This window comes from Streptococcus sp. HMSC066F10 (assembly GCF_001813805.1).
Classification (GTDB): domain Bacteria; phylum Bacillota; class Bacilli; order Lactobacillales; family Streptococcaceae; genus Streptococcus; species Streptococcus vaginalis.
In genome coordinates this window covers 90,674-107,899 of record NZ_KV813989.1, presented here as the reverse complement: position 1 = coordinate 107,899, position 17,226 = coordinate 90,674, and the positions used below count along the sequence as shown (strand labels likewise).

Sequence of the window (17,226 nt, the reverse complement as noted above, 5' to 3'; positions counted from 1 at the left end):
ATTGAACCGTGATGCAGGATAAAAACTTTCTTCCAAAAAACTAAACATTTTTCAGAAGTCAAACAGACAACCATAATTGTTAGCACAACCACCTGCAAATCTATTTTTATTGTATCAAAGTCATCTGTTCCCATCCTATCTCGAATCTATTTTTTATCTATTTTTTCATCATAAAACTGACAGCGGCTTTCATTTGTGAAAACCATTTCATCTATTTTTGTGTTATAATAAAAGTATCAAATATTTCGAGGTGAATAATGACACAAACAGTTTATTTTGGAACTTATACACGTCGTAGCTCAGAAGGGATTTACAAAGCTGATTTTGATACTAGCACAGGAGAACTGGCAAATTTAACACTTATTGCAAAAGAGCCAAATCCTACTTATTTAGCTTTTGACAAGCAACAGAACCTATATTCTGTCGGAACTGAACACGGTGAGGGAGGCATTGCAGCCTTTAATAAAGCGGGACAGTTACTCAATCACGTTGTGGCCGAAGGTGCTCCTCTATGCTATGTGAGTGTAGATGAAGCAAGAAGCCTTGTCTACGGGGCAAACTACCATAAAGGACAAGTATTAGTTTATAGACGACAAGAAAATGGTAGCCTTAAATTAGTTGATTCTGATGTTCATATCGGCTACGGTCCTCATGAAAACCAAGCTGCTGCTCATGTGCATTTTGCAGATTTAACACCCGATAAGTATCTGGTTACGTGTGATTTAGGAACTGATGAAGTTGTGACATATGAAATTAGTGATTATGGACGCCTAAATCGATTAGAGACTTATCATGCGACACCCGGCGCTGGCCCACGTCATATTGTGTTCCACCCTCACTACAAAATTGCTTATCTTATTTGTGAATTAAACTCTACTATTGAAGTTTTAATTTACGATGGTGACGGTCAGTTTGAACGCCTGCAAACCATCTCCACTTTACCAGAAGACTTTTCAGAATTTAATGGAACAGCTGCTATTCGCTTATCTGCTGACGGTCGCTTCCTTTATGGATCTAACCGTGGACACAATTCAATTGCAGTTTACAAAGTAGCAGGAGACGGAACGCTTGAACTTGTAGAATTCGTACCAACTAATGGAAAAAATCCACGTGATTTTAATATTACACCAGATCAACAGTATATTATCGCAGCTCATCAAGACTCAGACAATGCGACTGTCTTCAAACGTGACCCAGAAACAGGAAAATTAACAGAATTATCACATGACTTCTTTGTTCCAGAAGGTGTTTGTGTTGCTTTTACTCATTAATCGGCTCTTCTTAAGAGACTAATCCCAATCGCCTATGGTTGGGATTTTTTGTTGTCTTATATGTCATCTTCCCAGATTCTATTCGTTTGCAAGTAATTGCATTAAGGAGCACGACTGTCTACTTTAGTCTCCAATTTTACACCGAACATCATGATACTGACGAAAAGAACATAATAAAAAGAGGCAAGGGAATAAAACCTTGTCTCTTTATTGTTTTAGTTTAAAATCGGATATTTTCTCGTGTTTTTTCATACGATGTAACAAAACGATTGGTTACACCGGGTTCTACTACATCCAATGCTTGCGAGATCTCCTCAAACGATGCTTGATAATCAAAGTCATTTTCAAAAATCTCTAGTGCACGGTTGAAAGCAGTTTGAACTCCCTCATCAAATGAACGGTAGCGATTTGAATATTGTAACAATTGCTCTGTCAAAGTAGCATTTTCAACAATCCGATAAGTCTCATTTTCCAGTTCATTCATATCATTTGTCAAAATCTCTAGCATACGGTTTACTGATTCGATATTGACACGATATTGTTCCAATTCTGCTACTAAAGCTTCTGTGTTATCACTTGCAGTAAAGAAAGTGGTCAGGAAGCTCCGTGGAATACCCGGCAAATTGCGTTTTTCCATATAACGCTTAATCGTGTGCAATTTGTTTATATAAATAGTAACTTTTTGTCGAGCATTGGCATCATCTTTTTCAATTTTAGCCAATTTTTCACTCAGTACTAATTGTTCATCTTCAATTTCTTTGACTCGTTTTTGAATGGTTTCAAGGTTTTCTTGAAGAACAGAATAAGCCTGTTTTCTTTCTGAAGAATCTTCAATTGCTTCTAAAACAACATCATCCAAGCTAGAAAGTTCACTTTGAAGTCGGCGAACATGATTTGTATCGCTTTCTGTCAAGAGATACAATTTTGAAAGGCGAGCAATCTCTGTCAAAAGATTTTGATTGTTTTCTTTTGTATGACCTAAATAACCTGGTAAACTATTGACTAATTTGATAACTACTTTATGTGACTTGATTTCACGGTTGAACATGTCATATAAAGCATCCATTTCTTCTTGGATTTGCGTATTTTCATATTGCGCATTATCCAATTCCAAACTAGCAATGTTTTCACTGTTGCGTTTCAAACTAGTATGCATCTGTTGGAAGCGAGATTCAATATCAGTTTCAATAAAATGATAACCAGATTCTAGCAATTTGCGATGACCAGATTCCAAATCTTCTAACTGTTCTGGTAACTTTTGATCTAATTCTGATACAAGATCTGGGATTTTTTCAACAATATGTGTCAAAGCAAGGATGTGATCCTCTGTTTTATCCAAAATTTCCGCTGCTTCAACAGGGTCTCCTGATGAATTCAAGGTCACAAATTGAGAGAATTCAGATTGAATTTTTTCTAATTGCTTTTCAATCTCAGGAAGCGCTGATCCATAACTTTCTGTATCATTTGCCACAGACACTTGCAACTTTTCAAATAAATCCAAAGCATGCAAGACACGACCGCTATTTTTAGACTCTTGCTTTTCTAATTCAGCAAGTGCATTGCGAATAGCAGTAATATCTTCTTCAATCAAGTCAATTTGGCTCTCAATTTTATCAATACCATGCTTTGCTTTTAGAAACCGAAACGAATTATTGTAACTTTCCGTTTCAAAAAGGTTGTTTTCAATGTCTGCAAAGGAATTCAGAGAAAGATCAACCCATTTTTGATTCCATTCACGAAAAGCCACTTGACTTTGTCCAATCAAATGCATGTTTTTAACCGCTTCGACTTCATCATTCACAGGAAGATTATAAAGCTCTTCTTTACGATCTTCTAACTTAGCAAGTAAAGCATCATTTCTTTTTCTTAATAAGACAGCAGTTATGTAAGCAACAATCAAGAGAACTGCTATCACTATGATTAGTATGATTAGTCCATTAGACATGTAAAACTCCTTCAAAATATTACTTGAAAATAATCATGATTATTATATCATAATTTTCTTGGTAAATGTGAATTTTTTCAGATTTTTTTAAACGTCCAATGTACTGTATACGGCGTTCTCTTCGATAAATTCACGACGAGGTTCTACACGGTCCCCCATTAGCATATCAAAAATCTTGTCCGCTTCTGCTGCATCATCGACTGAGACACGCGCCATTAAGCGATGTTCTGGGTTCATCGTTGTTTCCCAAAGTTGGTGGTCGTCCATTTCTCCCAAGCCTTTGTAACGTTGAATACTTGGTTTAGAACGCCCTTCAGAATAACGCTCCAATGCCAACTGTAGCTCTTCTTCTTGATTGGCTCCGGGCTGGATGTATTCTTTCACTTCACTGCCGACTTTCACACCATAAATAGGCGGTTGAGCAATATAGACATACCCCGCTTCTAAAACAGGCTTCATATAACGATAAATCAATGTCAAAAGAAGGGTTCGGATATGCGCACCATCAACATCGGCATCGGTCATAATGACTAATTTTTGATAACGAGCCTTTCTCACATCAAAATCTGCTCCAAAACCTGTTCCCATTGCGGTAAAGAGACTACGAATTTCTTCATTGGCTAAAATTTTATCCATGCTGGCTTTTTCAACATTTAAAATCTTACCGCGAATTGGCAAAATAGCCTGAAACTCCCGATTTCGACCAGATTTCGCTGAACCACCTGCTGAATCTCCTTCCACGATAAACAATTCTGTTTCATGCGGATCATTAGAAGAGCAATCTGCCAATTTACCAGGTAGATTTGAAATTTCAAGACCTGATTTCTTGCGGGTCACTTCACGTGCACGTTTAGCTGCAATCCGAGCCTTGGACGCCAAAATTCCCTTTTCAACGATTTTCTTAGCAACCGCAGGATTTTCCAAAAGGAAATCTGAGAAAGCTTCGCTAAAGAGACGATTAGTAATTTTAACAACTTCACTATTTCCAAGCTTCGTCTTTGTTTGTCCTTCAAACTGTGGGTTAGGATGTTTTACAGAGATAACAGCTGTTAATCCTTCACGGACATCTTCACCAGTCAGGTTGTCTTCATTTTCTTTCAAAAGTTTATTTTTCTTGGCATAGTCATTGATGACACGTGTGAGCGCTGTACGAAAACCTTGTTCATGCGTCCCGCCTTCATGAGTATGGATGTTGTTAGCAAAACTCATGACAGTTTCGTGATAGCCTGTTGTATACTGCATAGCTACTTCAACAGTAATATCATCCATTTCTCCGTCTGTATAAATCGGATTTTCAAAGATAACATCTTTATTTTCATTGATATATTGGACGTAGCTGGCAATCCCACCTTCATAATGGTAATCTTTTGTTTGCTCCAAACCTTCCCGTTTATCGGTAATAGAAATTCGCAGACCACGATTCAAGAATGCTAGTTCTTGCACCCGTTTGTTTAATTTTTCAAAATCAAATTCAACCGTTTCTGTGAAGATTTCTGGGTCTGGTGTAAAATGAACAGTTGTTCCTGTGCGATCAGTCTCGCCGATAATCTCCAGATCCGCTACGACGTGCCCGCGACGGTATTCTTGAAAATGAATCTGACCGTTCTTGTAAACCCGAACATCAAGTTGAGTAGAAAGAGCATTAACCACAGAAGATCCAACACCATGCAATCCTCCAGATACCTTGTACCCGCCACCGCCGAATTTTCCTCCAGCATGAAGAATGGTAAAGACAGTTTCTACCGCAGGACGACCTGTTTTTTCTTGAATATCTACAGGGATTCCACGACCGTCATCAACAACGGTAATCGAATTGTCTTTCTCAATAAACACTTGAATATGTGTTGCAAAACCAGCTAATGCCTCATCAATTGAGTTATCTACAATTTCCCAAACAAGATGATGCAGTCCTTCTTTTGAAGTTGAGCCAATATACATCCCTGGACGCATTCGGACAGCTTCCAAACCTTCTAAAACCTGAATTTGACTGGCATCATAATCCTGTGCTTGCAGTTCTTTATTCTCTTCTGACATACGATTCCTTTTCTATATTTTTATAAATTTCTTGAGATTTTTCATATCATCAAAGAGATAAGTTGCAAAGCCAGCTGATTGACCCGCTTCTGTGTCAATTGAGCGATCTCCGATGACTAACCCATTCTCAATCTGATACTTATCTTTTAAATACAGCATTGACTCAGGATTTGGCTTTCTCTTAAAACCACGATTAGAAGTCACCACTTCTGTAAAGTAGCCTGAAATCCCTGTTTTATCAAGAATCTCTAAAACCTGATCATTCCGATGAGAAATCAGAAAATTACGCCCTCCTTGTACAACGATATTTCTGAGCAAGTCTGCAGCACCTTCAAATAATACTGGATGAGCTAACTCTCTTGCTTCATTCACTTTATAAGTTTGTAAAAATGCAGGAATGTTGGGCGCAAATTGAGCAATTGCATAAGGAGTTGAAATCTTTAGCGCCTTGTAAACATCATCATGGGCAGCTTGAATACCAAAGCTGGCTAATGTTTCTACAAAAGCAGCCGTTGAAGTCTCATAATTATCGAGGAGAGTTCCTCCTAAATCCCAAATATAATCTTGATAATCCATATTCTTTATTATAACATATTTTTGTAAAAAATGGCGGTAAAAAGGGATAGGATAGCTTATTTTAGATATGAATTCCCATAAAAAAACTTACTTGGTTAATTCCAAATAAGTTTCAGTATCCCAGAAAATCAATTACCATAGACCTCATTGTAAAGCATCTCAGTTGCAAGCTGCTCACTATCTCCACCTAACTGATGAACCAACTCATAAGCAAAAGTTAGAGCAGTTGCGGGACCTCGGCTGGTAATCACTTTCCCATCAACAACAACTGTTTGCTTGATATAAGTACCAGAATCAATATCTGACTCGATACCATCATAACAGGTAAATTGTTTGTTCTTTAAGACTCCTGCACGATTGAGTGCAATCGGTGCTGCGCAAATGGCTGCTATCCACTTACCTTCTTCTTGCATCTTCTGTAGAGCTGACATCAAACGATCATCATCTCGCAAATTTGTCGCACCAGGCATTCCTCCCGGCAGTATCACCACTTCATAATCATCTAACTTTCCAGCCCAAACTTTATCTGCTTGAACTGCGATACCGTGAGAACCTGTTACCGCTTTTTCAAAGCCAATCATGTCACATAGGATTCCTGCACGGCGAAGAACATCCACAACCGTCAATGCTTCAATTTCTTCAAAGCCATTGGCTAACATAACAGCTACTTTTGTCATACTTCTTCTCCTTTATTTTAATTGTTTTAATACTACTTTTTTACGCCTTGTAGGATAATGTGAGCGTTTCTCATCTGAGAGATTATTTTGATAACTTATCGAAAGCAAGAGTCCGACACCAATTAAATTACTAATAATCGAAGAACCACCTTGAGAAATGAATGGAAGTGGGATTCCTGTTAAAGGCAAAATTCCCGTCACTGCTCCGATATTTTCAAAAATATGAAAGAGTAACATCATGATAAAACCAGTAGAAATATAGGTGTAAAATTGATTATTTGATTTCAGCGTAATTTTTAACATACGATAAATCAATAGCAAGTACAAGGCAATCACAATCGTTGCACCGACAAAACCAAAATCTTCTGCAATGACAGTAAAAATCATATCACTTTCACGTACAGGCACCAATAGATTGGATACATTAAACCCTTGTCCCCAGAGACCACCACTACCAATTGCTATTTGACCTTGTGCCTGTTGATAAGTAGTGGTTTGAGCGTAGTCAAACGGATTCAGCCAAGCCAAAATACGGTTGATCTGATAGGTTGGCATCCCAATTTGGTGCAAAAAAGCTCGCCCATCTTTTGAAATGAAGATAAGTAAAAAGCCGCCACCTACAACCAGAACGGTCAAAGCAACTGGTACAATAATTTTCCAAGATACACCTGACAAAAGGACAATTCCTGAAAAGATGGCAATAAAAACTAAAGCTGTCCCTAAGTCACTCTGCAATGCCAACAAAATCAGAACGGGTAAAGTATAAAGGGCTAGTTCAAAAATCAGGAAGAAGTCCAATTGAACCTTTCGCTCTCTATCTTTATAACGCTGTAAAAAATTAACAACAGCTCGCGATAGCATAAGAATATAAGAAATTTTCATGAATTCAGATGGTTGAAACAAGGTCACATGTCCTATAGTCACCCAGTTTTTTGCTCCTGTCGAAGCGACTAGTTCTGAACTATAAAAAATAAGCGGGAGCACCATCAATGCCAATCCGAACACATATAAGTATGGCGTTATTTGCCAAAGAAATTTTGTATTAAATAGCATGATAACCAGACTGATGACCGTTCCCAGAGCAATCCAAGCAATCTGCTGCCCTACAATTGGCCAAACATTTTTTGGATAATCATGACTAACAGCGATATAAATAGCTACAACACCAATAAAAAGCAAACAAAATACCGGTAATATTAAACTATAATCCACTCGTGAATCAATCGAGCGTTTTTGATAAGGCATATCTCCTCCAACATACGTAATAAATGTCAGTCACTTTTAAAGCACTTTTACGAGAAAAAGTATTGAATAATTAAGCTAGATACAGCAACTGCAAACCAAGCAAATGCTCCTGTCAACAACGGCGCTGCGCCTGCTTTTCTAAATTGCCCAAAGGATACTCTTGCACCAATTCCAGCAAGAGCCATTGCCATGAGCCACTGTGACAAGAACTTCGTTGCAGGAACGAGCAAACTTGGAAAAATCCCAACACTAGTAACAATAGACGCCACAACAAACCACAAAATAAACCAAGGGAAAATTTTCTTTAAATCGACTTTTTGATGACTGTTTTGTGAGCGTACATATCGGACTCCTGCAAAGATGAGACAAGCTGGTACAATCATTAAAGCACGACTGAGCTTCACAATCGTTGCTAAATCTCCTGCTGACTGACTGTAAGTGTAGCCCGCTGCTACAACAGATGACGTATCATTGATAGCTGTTCCTGCCCAAGTTCCAAAAGTTGCATTATTCATATGCATCAGATGCCCTAAAAATGGGAAAATAAAGACCGCTAAAATGTTAAAGAAAAAAATTGTTGAAATAGATAAAGCGATGTCTTCATCTTTTGCTTCTAAAATCGGTGAAGCTGCTGCGATGGCAGAACCACCACAAATAGCCGTTCCAAATCCAATTAAAGTGGTTAGAACTTTGCCCATTCCCAACAGACGTCCTACCACATAAGCTGAAATAAAAGCAATCAGTATAGTTAAAATGCTAATTTTTAAAGAGGAGATGCCTGTAGCAGAAACCCGACCAATAGACATACTAAACCCCAGTAAAATAATGGAATACTGTAGTAATTTCTTACCTGAATAAGCTAGACCAGCATGATAAATCTTCTTTATCTGAAAAAGATTATTGGCTAAAATTCCCAAAAGAATGGCAAAAACACTAGAGCCAATCAAGGGAAAGAAATTTCCCAAGACAGTTGCTACTGCTGCTAGTACAAAAGCAAAACCAACTCCTGGAAGATATTTTTGATACATATTGAACCTTCTTTCTTTTTGTTTCTATTATAACAAAATTTAAAACTAGCAGCGGAGGAAATTCGTACTTTTATCAAAAAAACTCAGTTTACATTTTAACTGAGTCTTCTACTCTGCTGACGTTAAGGAGATTTCTTCCTCAAAAATTGCTCGATTTCTTTTGGAATTTTTTTCATACTTGTGACGGATATTGGAGCAATTTTTTCCAAGGCTGTCTGAATTTGGCGTCCGTAACGTTTGGTTAACATGCGATTGTCTAAAATGACGACTGCTGACTGCTGCTCTTGATGTCGAATTGTACGTCCCAAAGCCTGTTTTAGGCGTAAAATCGCAACAGGTAAACTATAATCATAAAAAGGATTCTTGCCTTCTTGCCGCAATTTGCGATTGAGCTTCTGCGTAAAGAAATCACTCGGATTGTCAAATGGAATCCGTGTAATAACTTCAATCATTTGTTTCTGACTAGAAAAATCTGTCCCTTCCCAAAAGCTACCCGCTCCTAGTAAAATACTCGTTTCCCCTCTATCAAAACGACGTTTAATATTAGCCGCTTCACCATTCTTGTACTGGGCTAAGTGAGGCAGGCGCAAGCGTTCTGAAACAGCTAACAATAACGCTTTCGATGTAAATAAAACGAGAAGTGGAACTTCCTGAGTAGCTAATTTATGAACCCATTTGACAATCAATTCTGCATAAGTGTCCACATCCAAGTCTACAACATTTGGAAAATTCTTATCCAACCATATTTTCTGCTGATGTTTCTGCTTTTGTGGTAACTGATAAAATGGTGCATTTTCAAAACCAAGTAAATGCGCTAAATGCACTTTTTTACTGATTTCAAGCGTGGCTGAAACGAATAAGACTTGAACTTCTTCAGGCAGCAAAGCTCGAAAATCTAGCACTTCTAGGCAAGCGGCTTCCAACACCGTCACTCGATAATCATCGAACTGCTCTTCTTTTAACCAGAACTGGTCGTATTTTGTGACAAAAATAGTGCGTAAGTCAGAAAGAGATCTTTGATCTGACTCTGATAAATCTTGTCGGAGTTTGAAACAGGTTTCTTTCGTTAACTCATTTTTCTTGTAGTGTTGGAATTGCTCCACCGCATGAGCCAGCTCAAATTGAATATCTTCTAATAAACGACGTTTCAAAATGGTATCTGCTATTTCAAGTTCTGATTGAATTTGCTGCAAGCATTTTGTCATATTGAGAGATTTTCGAGAAAGATTTTCCAAAGCTAAAAACAATTTTTGAGCCTCGTCCACAATCAAAAGTCGATCTTCCACTATAGATTTATCATCTTCTAGCCGCGTCAAAAAATAAGCATGATTGGTCACTAACACACGGCTGCATTTCGATTTTTCTTGACCTTTTTGCCAAAAATCCGCATCATAAAAGAGGGATTTTTTGCTCAATTTGCCATCATGAAGCACCTGTTGAAAATAGGTCTGATAGCGATGCCGTTGACTAATTTCATCCAAATCACCAGATTCCGTTTCTGTGAGCCAAACTAAAAGCAACATCTTGCAACGATTGACCAAACGATTGTCATCTACCTGCTGCAAACTGTCATAAAAGAAGTCAAGTTTTAAATAATTAGCAGGGCTTTTCAAGCTATGAACAGAAACATGAAAGATTTCTTCTAACTTTTGTCCTTCATTTGCCACAATCTGATCTTGCAACACTTTCGTAGGAACCGTTACCAAAATTTGCTTGCTCGTTTGAACCAAAGCAGGGAGCAAGTAACCATAGGTCTTGCCTAAACCTGTCTGAGCTTGTAAAAAACTTGGTTGCTGACTTTTTAAAGCCTGTTCCACATCATGTGCAAACTCATCTTGTTCTTTTCGCTCCTCTAAATCCAGCAAATTGATGTTATGAGTGAAATTTTTGGACAATTTTCGCGCTTTTTGAATTTTTTTACTTTTTCTAAGAAAAATTCCCTGACACTTCATCAAATCGTGGAAAGTTATGTCCGACATTTGGTTAAAAGCATCTTCTATTGCTAAGCGTGATTCGTAAATCAAACTATCCGAAAATTTCAACAAATATTCCACTAATTCTTTCGGAAGTTTTTGGATTTTTTCTTGTATTTTTAAAAATAATGTAGCCGTTGCCGAGGCATCCGCAAGCGCTGTATGCGCATGTTTCAAAGGAATGTCTAACTGTTCACATAATATTCCTAGATTGTATTTTTCAAACGTTGGGAAAAAGACTTGCGCAAGCTCTACTGTATCTACCCTCGGAGTCACTAATTCAAATCCTTCCCAAAAGAGGGCTTCTGCCAATAAATTAGCATCAAATTTCACATTATGAGCCACAAAAATGGCATCCTCAATCAACTCATAAATCTCACGAGCTACTTGAGAAAAGTCTGGCGCCCTTCTCAATCGCTTTTCTGTCAATCCTGTTAATTGGCAAATATGAGAATCCAGCTTCTCATGAGGATTCACATCGGTTTCATAAGTTTTAACAATCTGACCATTTTCAATCAGCACAATCCCGACTTGAATAATCTTTGCGTTGCTGCCGGCACTCGTTGCCTCTAAATCCACCACAGCATATTTTCTTTTTTCTTGTGTCATATTAGAAAAATTATACCATAAATCCAACTATTTCGTATCCCGCGTTGTAAAATGAAGTGCAACAAAAAAGACATGCTCGTCTGATATACTAGAATTCTCCAACTCAGTATAGAAAGCAGATGAACATGTCCACTAATCATTCTACCAAAAAATCGTTATACTCACACCTTTCAGCCTCTGAACGAGGAGAAATCAGCGCCTATCTCAAGATGGGCAAAACCCCCTCTGAGATTGCTCGTCTGCTTGGGCGTCATCGCTCAACCATCAGTCGTGAAATCAAACGAGGAAGTGTTTCTCAGGTTCAATATAAGAACGGGAAACGAATCTACTCAACGGTTTACTTTCCAGATAGTGGTCAACGTGTTTATGAAACCAATCGTCGAAAAAGTGCCTATCATAAACTATCGTACTGCTCCCAGACCTTCTTCAAGGAACTTGAGAAAGCCCTGAAAACGAAACCTCGTTGTCACAGTGTCGATAGCTTTGTTCAAACTTACCAAGAAAAACATCCACTGGAAGTTATCCCTTCCACCAAGACAGTGTATCGTTACATCAAAGACGGACTGTTGAGGGTTAAACCGATTGATTTACCTAAGATGGTGTGCATCCGAAAACGGTCTAAAGTAACGCCTAAGGCCACGAAGAAAATCTTAGGAAAATCCATTGAAAAACGTCCAGAAACTATTACCAATCGTTCTGAATTTGGACATTGGGAAATTGATCTCATGCTTGGCAAGAAGACCAAAGGGGAAGCTGTTGTCATGACCCTAGTAGAGCGTCAAACACGATTTGCCATCGCTGTAAAACTGGCTAATAAACAAGCAGAAACCATCAATAGGGCTGTTAAGAGCTTACTATCACAGTACCCTATTCGCTCTATCACATCGGACAACGGCTCAGAGTTCAGTAGCTTGTCAGACTTAAAAGGTGTGGAAGTCTATTTTGCCCATCCTTATGCTTCTCATGAAAGAGGAACAAATGAAAATTTCAATGGTCTCTTGAGAGAGTTTCTCCCAAAAGGTGTCTCTCTTAACTCACTAACGACAGAAGAACTCAATCACTACGTCTCTGCTATCAATGACAGGCCTAGACGAATTCAAAAGTATAAAACCGCAAATATTTTGTTTGGGCTAGCCCAAACAGCTTAACCTCTGGAACTCTAGTTATCAATGAACTTGTTGCACTTGACTTGACAAGTGGGGAACTATTTCGTATCACGTTTTATGCCTTATTTTCCCTTGATAAATAACTTAATATTTCTTTTATGTCATTTTTCATATTTTTTGCTAAACTATGAAGTGAAAGGAGTTCTCATGATAACAATTCATAAAACTTTAAACGCTCAAGCATATGAAAATACTTATTATTTAGAAAATGAGCATCACCTCATCGTAGTTGATCCGGGTAGTGACTGGGATAAAATTGCAGCAAAAATCCAAGAAATCAATAAGCCAATTACAGCTATTTTGCTGACCCATACTCATTACGATCATATTATGAGTGTTGATTTAGTTCGTCAACATTTTGGACATCCACCTGTCTATGTCGCTGAAAGTGAAGCAACTTGGCTTTACACTCCAGAGTATAATCTATCTGGACTAGCTCGCCACCAAGATATTGATAACATCATTCTCCAGCCTGCCGATGTCTTTTTTGACTATCATAGTCCTTACAGTCTAGATGATTTTTATTTTTACGTCGTACCAACACCAGGACATTCAATCGGTGGTGTTTCAATCATCTTTCCTAACGAGCACTTTGTTTTAACTGGCGATGCTTTATTCTGCGAATCAATTGGTCGAACGGACCTCTATACTGGAAATATAGAACAACTCATTTCTAGCATCAAAAACGAGTTGCTGGTCTTGACTGATTATGATGTTTACCCTGGTCATGGTCCTCAAACCACCATTGTTCATGAAAAAATGTTTAATCCATTTTTGCATTAAAAAAGCCCTAAATGAACTGCATCTCGAAAGTTAGATTTTTCTGTCTAACTTTCGGGTCAGGGTTCAATAGGGTTTTTATTATCACTTCTTTTTTAAATTTTCAAGAATCGTCTCATTGAGAGAACCGAGCCAAATGCTCCGATGATAATTCCTACTACAAAAAGGAAAGAAATCATCAATGGAATAAAGGTTTTGGGTACAATCATTGAAAGATTTTGACTAGCAAGAGATGGATTAAATGACTTATAGGTCATTTCGTAAATAAAATAGACCAAGCCAGCTGGAACAACTGCCCCAAGCAAGCCAATCCAAGCTCCTTCTAACAAGAACGGACCTCGAATGTAACTGTTTTTTGCTCCCACCAGACGCATGATTTGAATTTCACGACTGCGTGAAATAATCGTAATCCGAATAGTATTTGAAATCAAGAAAACAGCAATAAAGACTAAGAGGAGCGCTCCTACAATTCCCCATGTACGGATAAAATTAGCTAACGCAAAAATACGTTTTGTATTGGCTCCACCGTATTCTACTTCAGAAACCCCTTCCACTTTCTTCGCATTGTTTGCGACAGACGTGACGTATTTGGGGTCGGTTGTATCGACAATATAAGCGTCATGTAGGGGATTGGCATCTCCTTCAAAGAGTTTCCAATCTTTACCCATGACTTCTGTTAGTTTCTTTAATTGTTCTTGCTTGCTAGAAAATGTTACTGATTTCACATTTGACATTTTGTTGAGGGCATCATATACCTTATGGTAGTCCTCATTTTTGACTGTTTGACCTTCTTTTGTAATAGTCTCTTCATTGTCCGCTGTATCTGGTCGCATATAGACCATAACCCGCACATTATTTTCAATATCTGTTGCTAGCTTCGCCGTGTTTAAAATGACTGACACAAAGATTGCGACTAACCCTAGTGTAATCATCACGGAGCTGACTGCAGCAACTGTCATCCAACCATTTCGCTTCAAACTTTTGAGCGATTCAAGCAGGTGACTTAAAAATCTACTATTCATCGTATCCGTACTCTCCTTTTGCTTCATCACGCACCACACGACCATTTTCGATGGCAATAACGCGGTGACGCAAAGTATTTACAATTTGGCTATTGTGGGTCGCCATTAGAACCGTCGTCCCTTGCAGGTTAATTCGCTCCAGTAGATTCATGATTTCCCACGAATTATCTGGGTCCAAATTTCCTGTCGGCTCATCGGCAATCAAAACTTTAGGATTGTTCACAATCGCACGAGCAATGGCAATTCGCTGCTGCTCCCCTCCTGAGAGTTCATTTGGAAATGAACGGACTTTGTGTTTTAAACCAACCAAATCCAACACTTCCATAACGCGCTTTTTGATATTCCGACGGCGTTCTCCAATAACTTCCATAGCGTAGGCGATATTTTCATACACCGTCTTTTTGGGTAGCAATTTATAATCTTGGAAAACGACGCCAACATTACGACGCAACATTGGAATATCACGTTTTTTAATTTTAGCAAGATTAAAGCCAGCAACTTGCAGACTTCCCTTATCAACTTTCACTTCACGATACAATAATCGAATAAAAGTTGATTTCCCTGCTCCAGAAGGACCTACAATATAGGTGAATTCTCCTGGCTCTACTTCAATGGACACACCACGCAGGGCTGTTGTCCCGTTGTCATATTTTTTGACAACATCTCTCATTTCAATAATTGACATTTATTGTTAAGAGTTCCTTTCGTAAGATAGTTGAGGGAGTGGAATAAACAACCATGATTGCATTGCAATTATGGTTGTTTATTCCACTCTCGTAAATTTAATGTTTAGTTTAACCGCCATTTCAAGTAGGCATCGATGAAGCCATCTAAATCGCCATCCATGACTTTATCAACTTGGGCTACTTCATAACCAGTTCGATGATCCTTCACCATGGTATAGGGCGTAAAGACATAAGAGCGGATTTGACTTCCCCAAGAAATTTCTTTTTTGTCTCCCTTTAAGGAATCCACTTCAGCTGCTTTTTTTTCTTGCTCCATTTGGTAGAGTTTCGATTGAAGCAATTTCATTGCCCGATCACGGTTTCCATATTGTGTGCGGTCAACAGTGGATTGTGTCACAATTCCCGTTGGTATGTGGGTTAAACGAACACCGGTTGAAACTTTGTTGACATTTTGCCCGCCAGCACCACCGGAACGGAAAGTGTCCATCTTGATGTCTTCGTCTCGCACCTCAATTTCAATCGTGTCATCCAACTCCGGCATGACTTCCACTGAAGTAAAAGAAGTGTGACGACGATTAGCTGAGTCAAATGGCGAAATGCGCACCAAGCGATGAACTCCCATTTCAGACTTCAACAAACCATAGGCATGAGGTCCCTCAAAAGACAAAGTAACAGACTTAATTCCCGCTTCATCTCCCGCTTGATAGTCCAATACTTCAACCTTGAAACCATGAGCATTGCCAAAGCGTGTATACATCCGCAGCAACATATCCCCCCAGTCTTGAGCTTCTGTTCCACCAGAGCCTGGATGAATTTCAAGGATAGCATTGTTATTATCATAAGGTTCCGACAAGAGGAGTGTCATTTCATAGCTGGTCATTTTTGTTTCCAACTCTGCTAATTTTTCTTCCAACTCTTCCTGTACAGAATCATCCTCCGCTAGAAAATCAAGCAAAATCTCTGATTCGTCAAATAAATCAGCCATTTGCTGGAAGTTATCATAGGTTTGCTTAAGTTCGTTTAATTCTTGAGATGTTTTTTGCGCCGCAATATTATCATCCCAAAAATCAGGTTCTGTCATCTTATTTTCTAAGATTGCAATTTCTTCTTCCAGACCTTCTAAGTCAAAGAGACCCCCTGAAAGAAGCTAATTTTTCGCGATTTGCGTCAATTTTTTGACGAATTTCTGAAATATCCATACTTACCTCTTTTCACATATCGTTTTATTATATCACAAGTCAGTATTTTTTTCTAATTTCTGACAGAGTCCAATAATAGTTATTGTATAAAATTTCTAATTCTGAATCAAGAAATTTCGTTCTTTGTTACATGATTATTAGATAGGTTGCCGTCTGGCTAAAAATATTAAGAGGATAGATATACCAAAATGATGCGTATGTAATGAGTTATGTTACAATCTCTTGTTCAAGAACTTCTAAAACGTCTGATTCTTGATTGCTTGGCGCTTGATACTTTGCTGTTTTCTTGACCTTTTCAGGAGCATTGCCATCGCATAGCTGTGACCCACATAAGCTAGCATTTCTAGGTCATTTCCACCGTCCCCAAAAGCCATCATCTCCTGTAGTGCAATACCAAAATGCTGACTAAGGAATTCAAGAGCAGAGCCTTTATGAACACCTCTTTGGATGATATCAATCGAACCATGTCCACTTGAAACTGCCTGAACGAGTTGACCAGTAACTTAATTTAGCTTTTCAAGGAGTTGATCTGTTTTTTCTTCTGGCACCAATAAAGCTAACTTGACAAAATCATCTTCTGGTAAATCCTGAAAATTAGAGATTTCTTTCAATGCATGATAATAAATTGCAATTTCTTCTTTGTACTGTTTGGGCGCTGACTTGATCAAATAAGCAGAATGAAGCCTGCAAAGAGTTGTCGCATTTTCTAATCCTTCTAACACAAGCACGTCTAAAACCTTTTCAATCTCTGTTCTAGCGATTTTTTCTTCTCGTAATAACTTCTCGCCTTCAAAAATTAGTGCTCCATTTTCTGAAACAATAATTAACTCATCCTGATATTTTGGAAAAAATGAAGCCAGTTAGGCATACTGATTGCCTGAAATGACGACTACTTTTATATCTTTTTCTTGCAATGGTCGATAAATTTTCTCAAAGCGCTCCACATCATAGGTATTGTCTGAGCGCAGAAATGTACCGTCCATGTCAAATGCTACTAATTTTATCTTTCGTAGAC

General features: G+C 38.3%; 13 protein-coding genes and 1 pseudogene. 3 read left to right on the top strand and 11 right to left on the bottom strand.

Going from position 1 to position 17,226, the window contains the following annotated elements; all coding sequences use genetic code 11:
* Positions 1-257 precede the first annotated feature (257 nt).
* A complete protein-coding gene (locus HMPREF2933_RS06740; RefSeq protein ID WP_003039903.1) occupies positions 258-1,271 on the top strand; it encodes a lactonase family protein in 1,014 nt (337 codons plus the stop codon).
* 220 nt (positions 1,272-1,491) lie between these two features.
* Here the strand turns inward: HMPREF2933_RS06740 and ezrA are convergent, their stop codons facing one another.
* From ezrA to HMPREF2933_RS06705, 7 genes are all read right to left on the bottom strand, one after another.
* Positions 1,492-3,216, bottom strand: a complete 1,725-nt coding sequence (ezrA, locus tag HMPREF2933_RS06735; protein WP_070672694.1) for a septation ring formation regulator EzrA — start codon at positions 3,214-3,216, stop codon at positions 1,492-1,494.
* A gap of 87 nt (positions 3,217-3,303) precedes the next feature.
* Positions 3,304-5,250: a DNA topoisomerase (ATP-hydrolyzing) subunit B gene (gene gyrB / locus HMPREF2933_RS06730; protein WP_024051921.1), complete on the bottom strand. Its 1,947-nt coding sequence runs from the start codon at positions 5,248-5,250 to the stop codon at positions 3,304-3,306.
* A 12-nt stretch (positions 5,251-5,262) separates the two neighbouring features.
* On the bottom strand, positions 5,263-5,826 hold the full coding sequence (locus HMPREF2933_RS06725; protein WP_024051922.1) for an HAD-IA family hydrolase: 564 nt from the start codon (positions 5,824-5,826) through the stop codon (positions 5,263-5,265).
* Positions 5,827-5,954: 128 nt separating this feature from the next.
* Complete coding sequence (locus tag HMPREF2933_RS06720; RefSeq protein WP_024051923.1) at positions 5,955-6,503, bottom strand: DJ-1 family glyoxalase III; 549 nt, start codon at positions 6,501-6,503, stop codon at positions 5,955-5,957.
* A gap of 12 nt (positions 6,504-6,515) precedes the next feature.
* Positions 6,516-7,748 carry an FtsW/RodA/SpoVE family cell cycle protein gene (locus HMPREF2933_RS06715; protein WP_024051924.1) on the bottom strand — a complete coding sequence of 411 codons (1,233 nt, stop codon included), beginning with the start codon at positions 7,746-7,748 and terminating at the stop codon, positions 6,516-6,518.
* 47 nt (positions 7,749-7,795) lie between these two features.
* A complete protein-coding gene (locus tag HMPREF2933_RS06710; protein WP_070672691.1) occupies positions 7,796-8,776 on the bottom strand; it encodes a YeiH family protein in 981 nt (326 codons plus the stop codon).
* A gap of 122 nt (positions 8,777-8,898) precedes the next feature.
* Positions 8,899-11,358 (bottom strand): bifunctional DnaQ family exonuclease/ATP-dependent helicase, encoded by a 2,460-nt coding sequence (locus tag HMPREF2933_RS06705; RefSeq protein ID WP_070672688.1) that lies wholly within the window; start codon positions 11,356-11,358, stop codon positions 8,899-8,901.
* 125 nt (positions 11,359-11,483) lie between these two features.
* Here HMPREF2933_RS06705 and HMPREF2933_RS06700 point away from each other — a divergent pair, with 125 nt between their 5' ends.
* Positions 11,484-12,506, top strand: a complete 1,023-nt coding sequence (locus tag HMPREF2933_RS06700; protein ID WP_083308048.1) for an IS30 family transposase — start codon at positions 11,484-11,486, stop codon at positions 12,504-12,506.
* Positions 12,507-12,671: 165 nt separating this feature from the next.
* A complete protein-coding gene (locus HMPREF2933_RS06695) occupies positions 12,672-13,307 on the top strand; it encodes an MBL fold metallo-hydrolase (protein WP_070672681.1) in 636 nt (211 codons plus the stop codon).
* 92 nt (positions 13,308-13,399) lie between these two features.
* On the opposite strand, the gene ftsX is transcribed toward HMPREF2933_RS06695, so the two are convergent.
* The 4 genes and pseudogenes from ftsX to HMPREF2933_RS06675 form a co-directional block, all read right to left on the bottom strand.
* A complete protein-coding gene (gene ftsX, locus HMPREF2933_RS06690; RefSeq protein WP_024051927.1) occupies positions 13,400-14,326 on the bottom strand; it encodes a permease-like cell division protein FtsX in 927 nt (308 codons plus the stop codon).
* A complete protein-coding gene (gene ftsE, locus HMPREF2933_RS06685; RefSeq protein ID WP_003025346.1) occupies positions 14,319-15,011 on the bottom strand; it encodes a cell division ATP-binding protein FtsE in 693 nt (230 codons plus the stop codon). The genes ftsX and ftsE overlap by 8 nt, the downstream gene beginning before the upstream one ends.
* A 104-nt stretch (positions 15,012-15,115) precedes the next feature.
* Positions 15,116-16,211 (bottom strand): peptide chain release factor 2 gene (gene prfB / locus HMPREF2933_RS06680; protein WP_101749654.1). Its coding sequence is split into 2 segments (ribosomal slippage): positions 15,116-16,138 and positions 16,140-16,211, totalling 1,095 coding nucleotides; the frame shifts between segments, so codons are not numbered across the junction.
* Between the two features lie 236 nt (positions 16,212-16,447).
* Positions 16,448-17,194 (bottom strand): annotated as a pseudogene (locus tag HMPREF2933_RS06675) (Cof-type HAD-IIB family hydrolase).
* Positions 17,195-17,226: the final 32 nt, after the last annotated feature.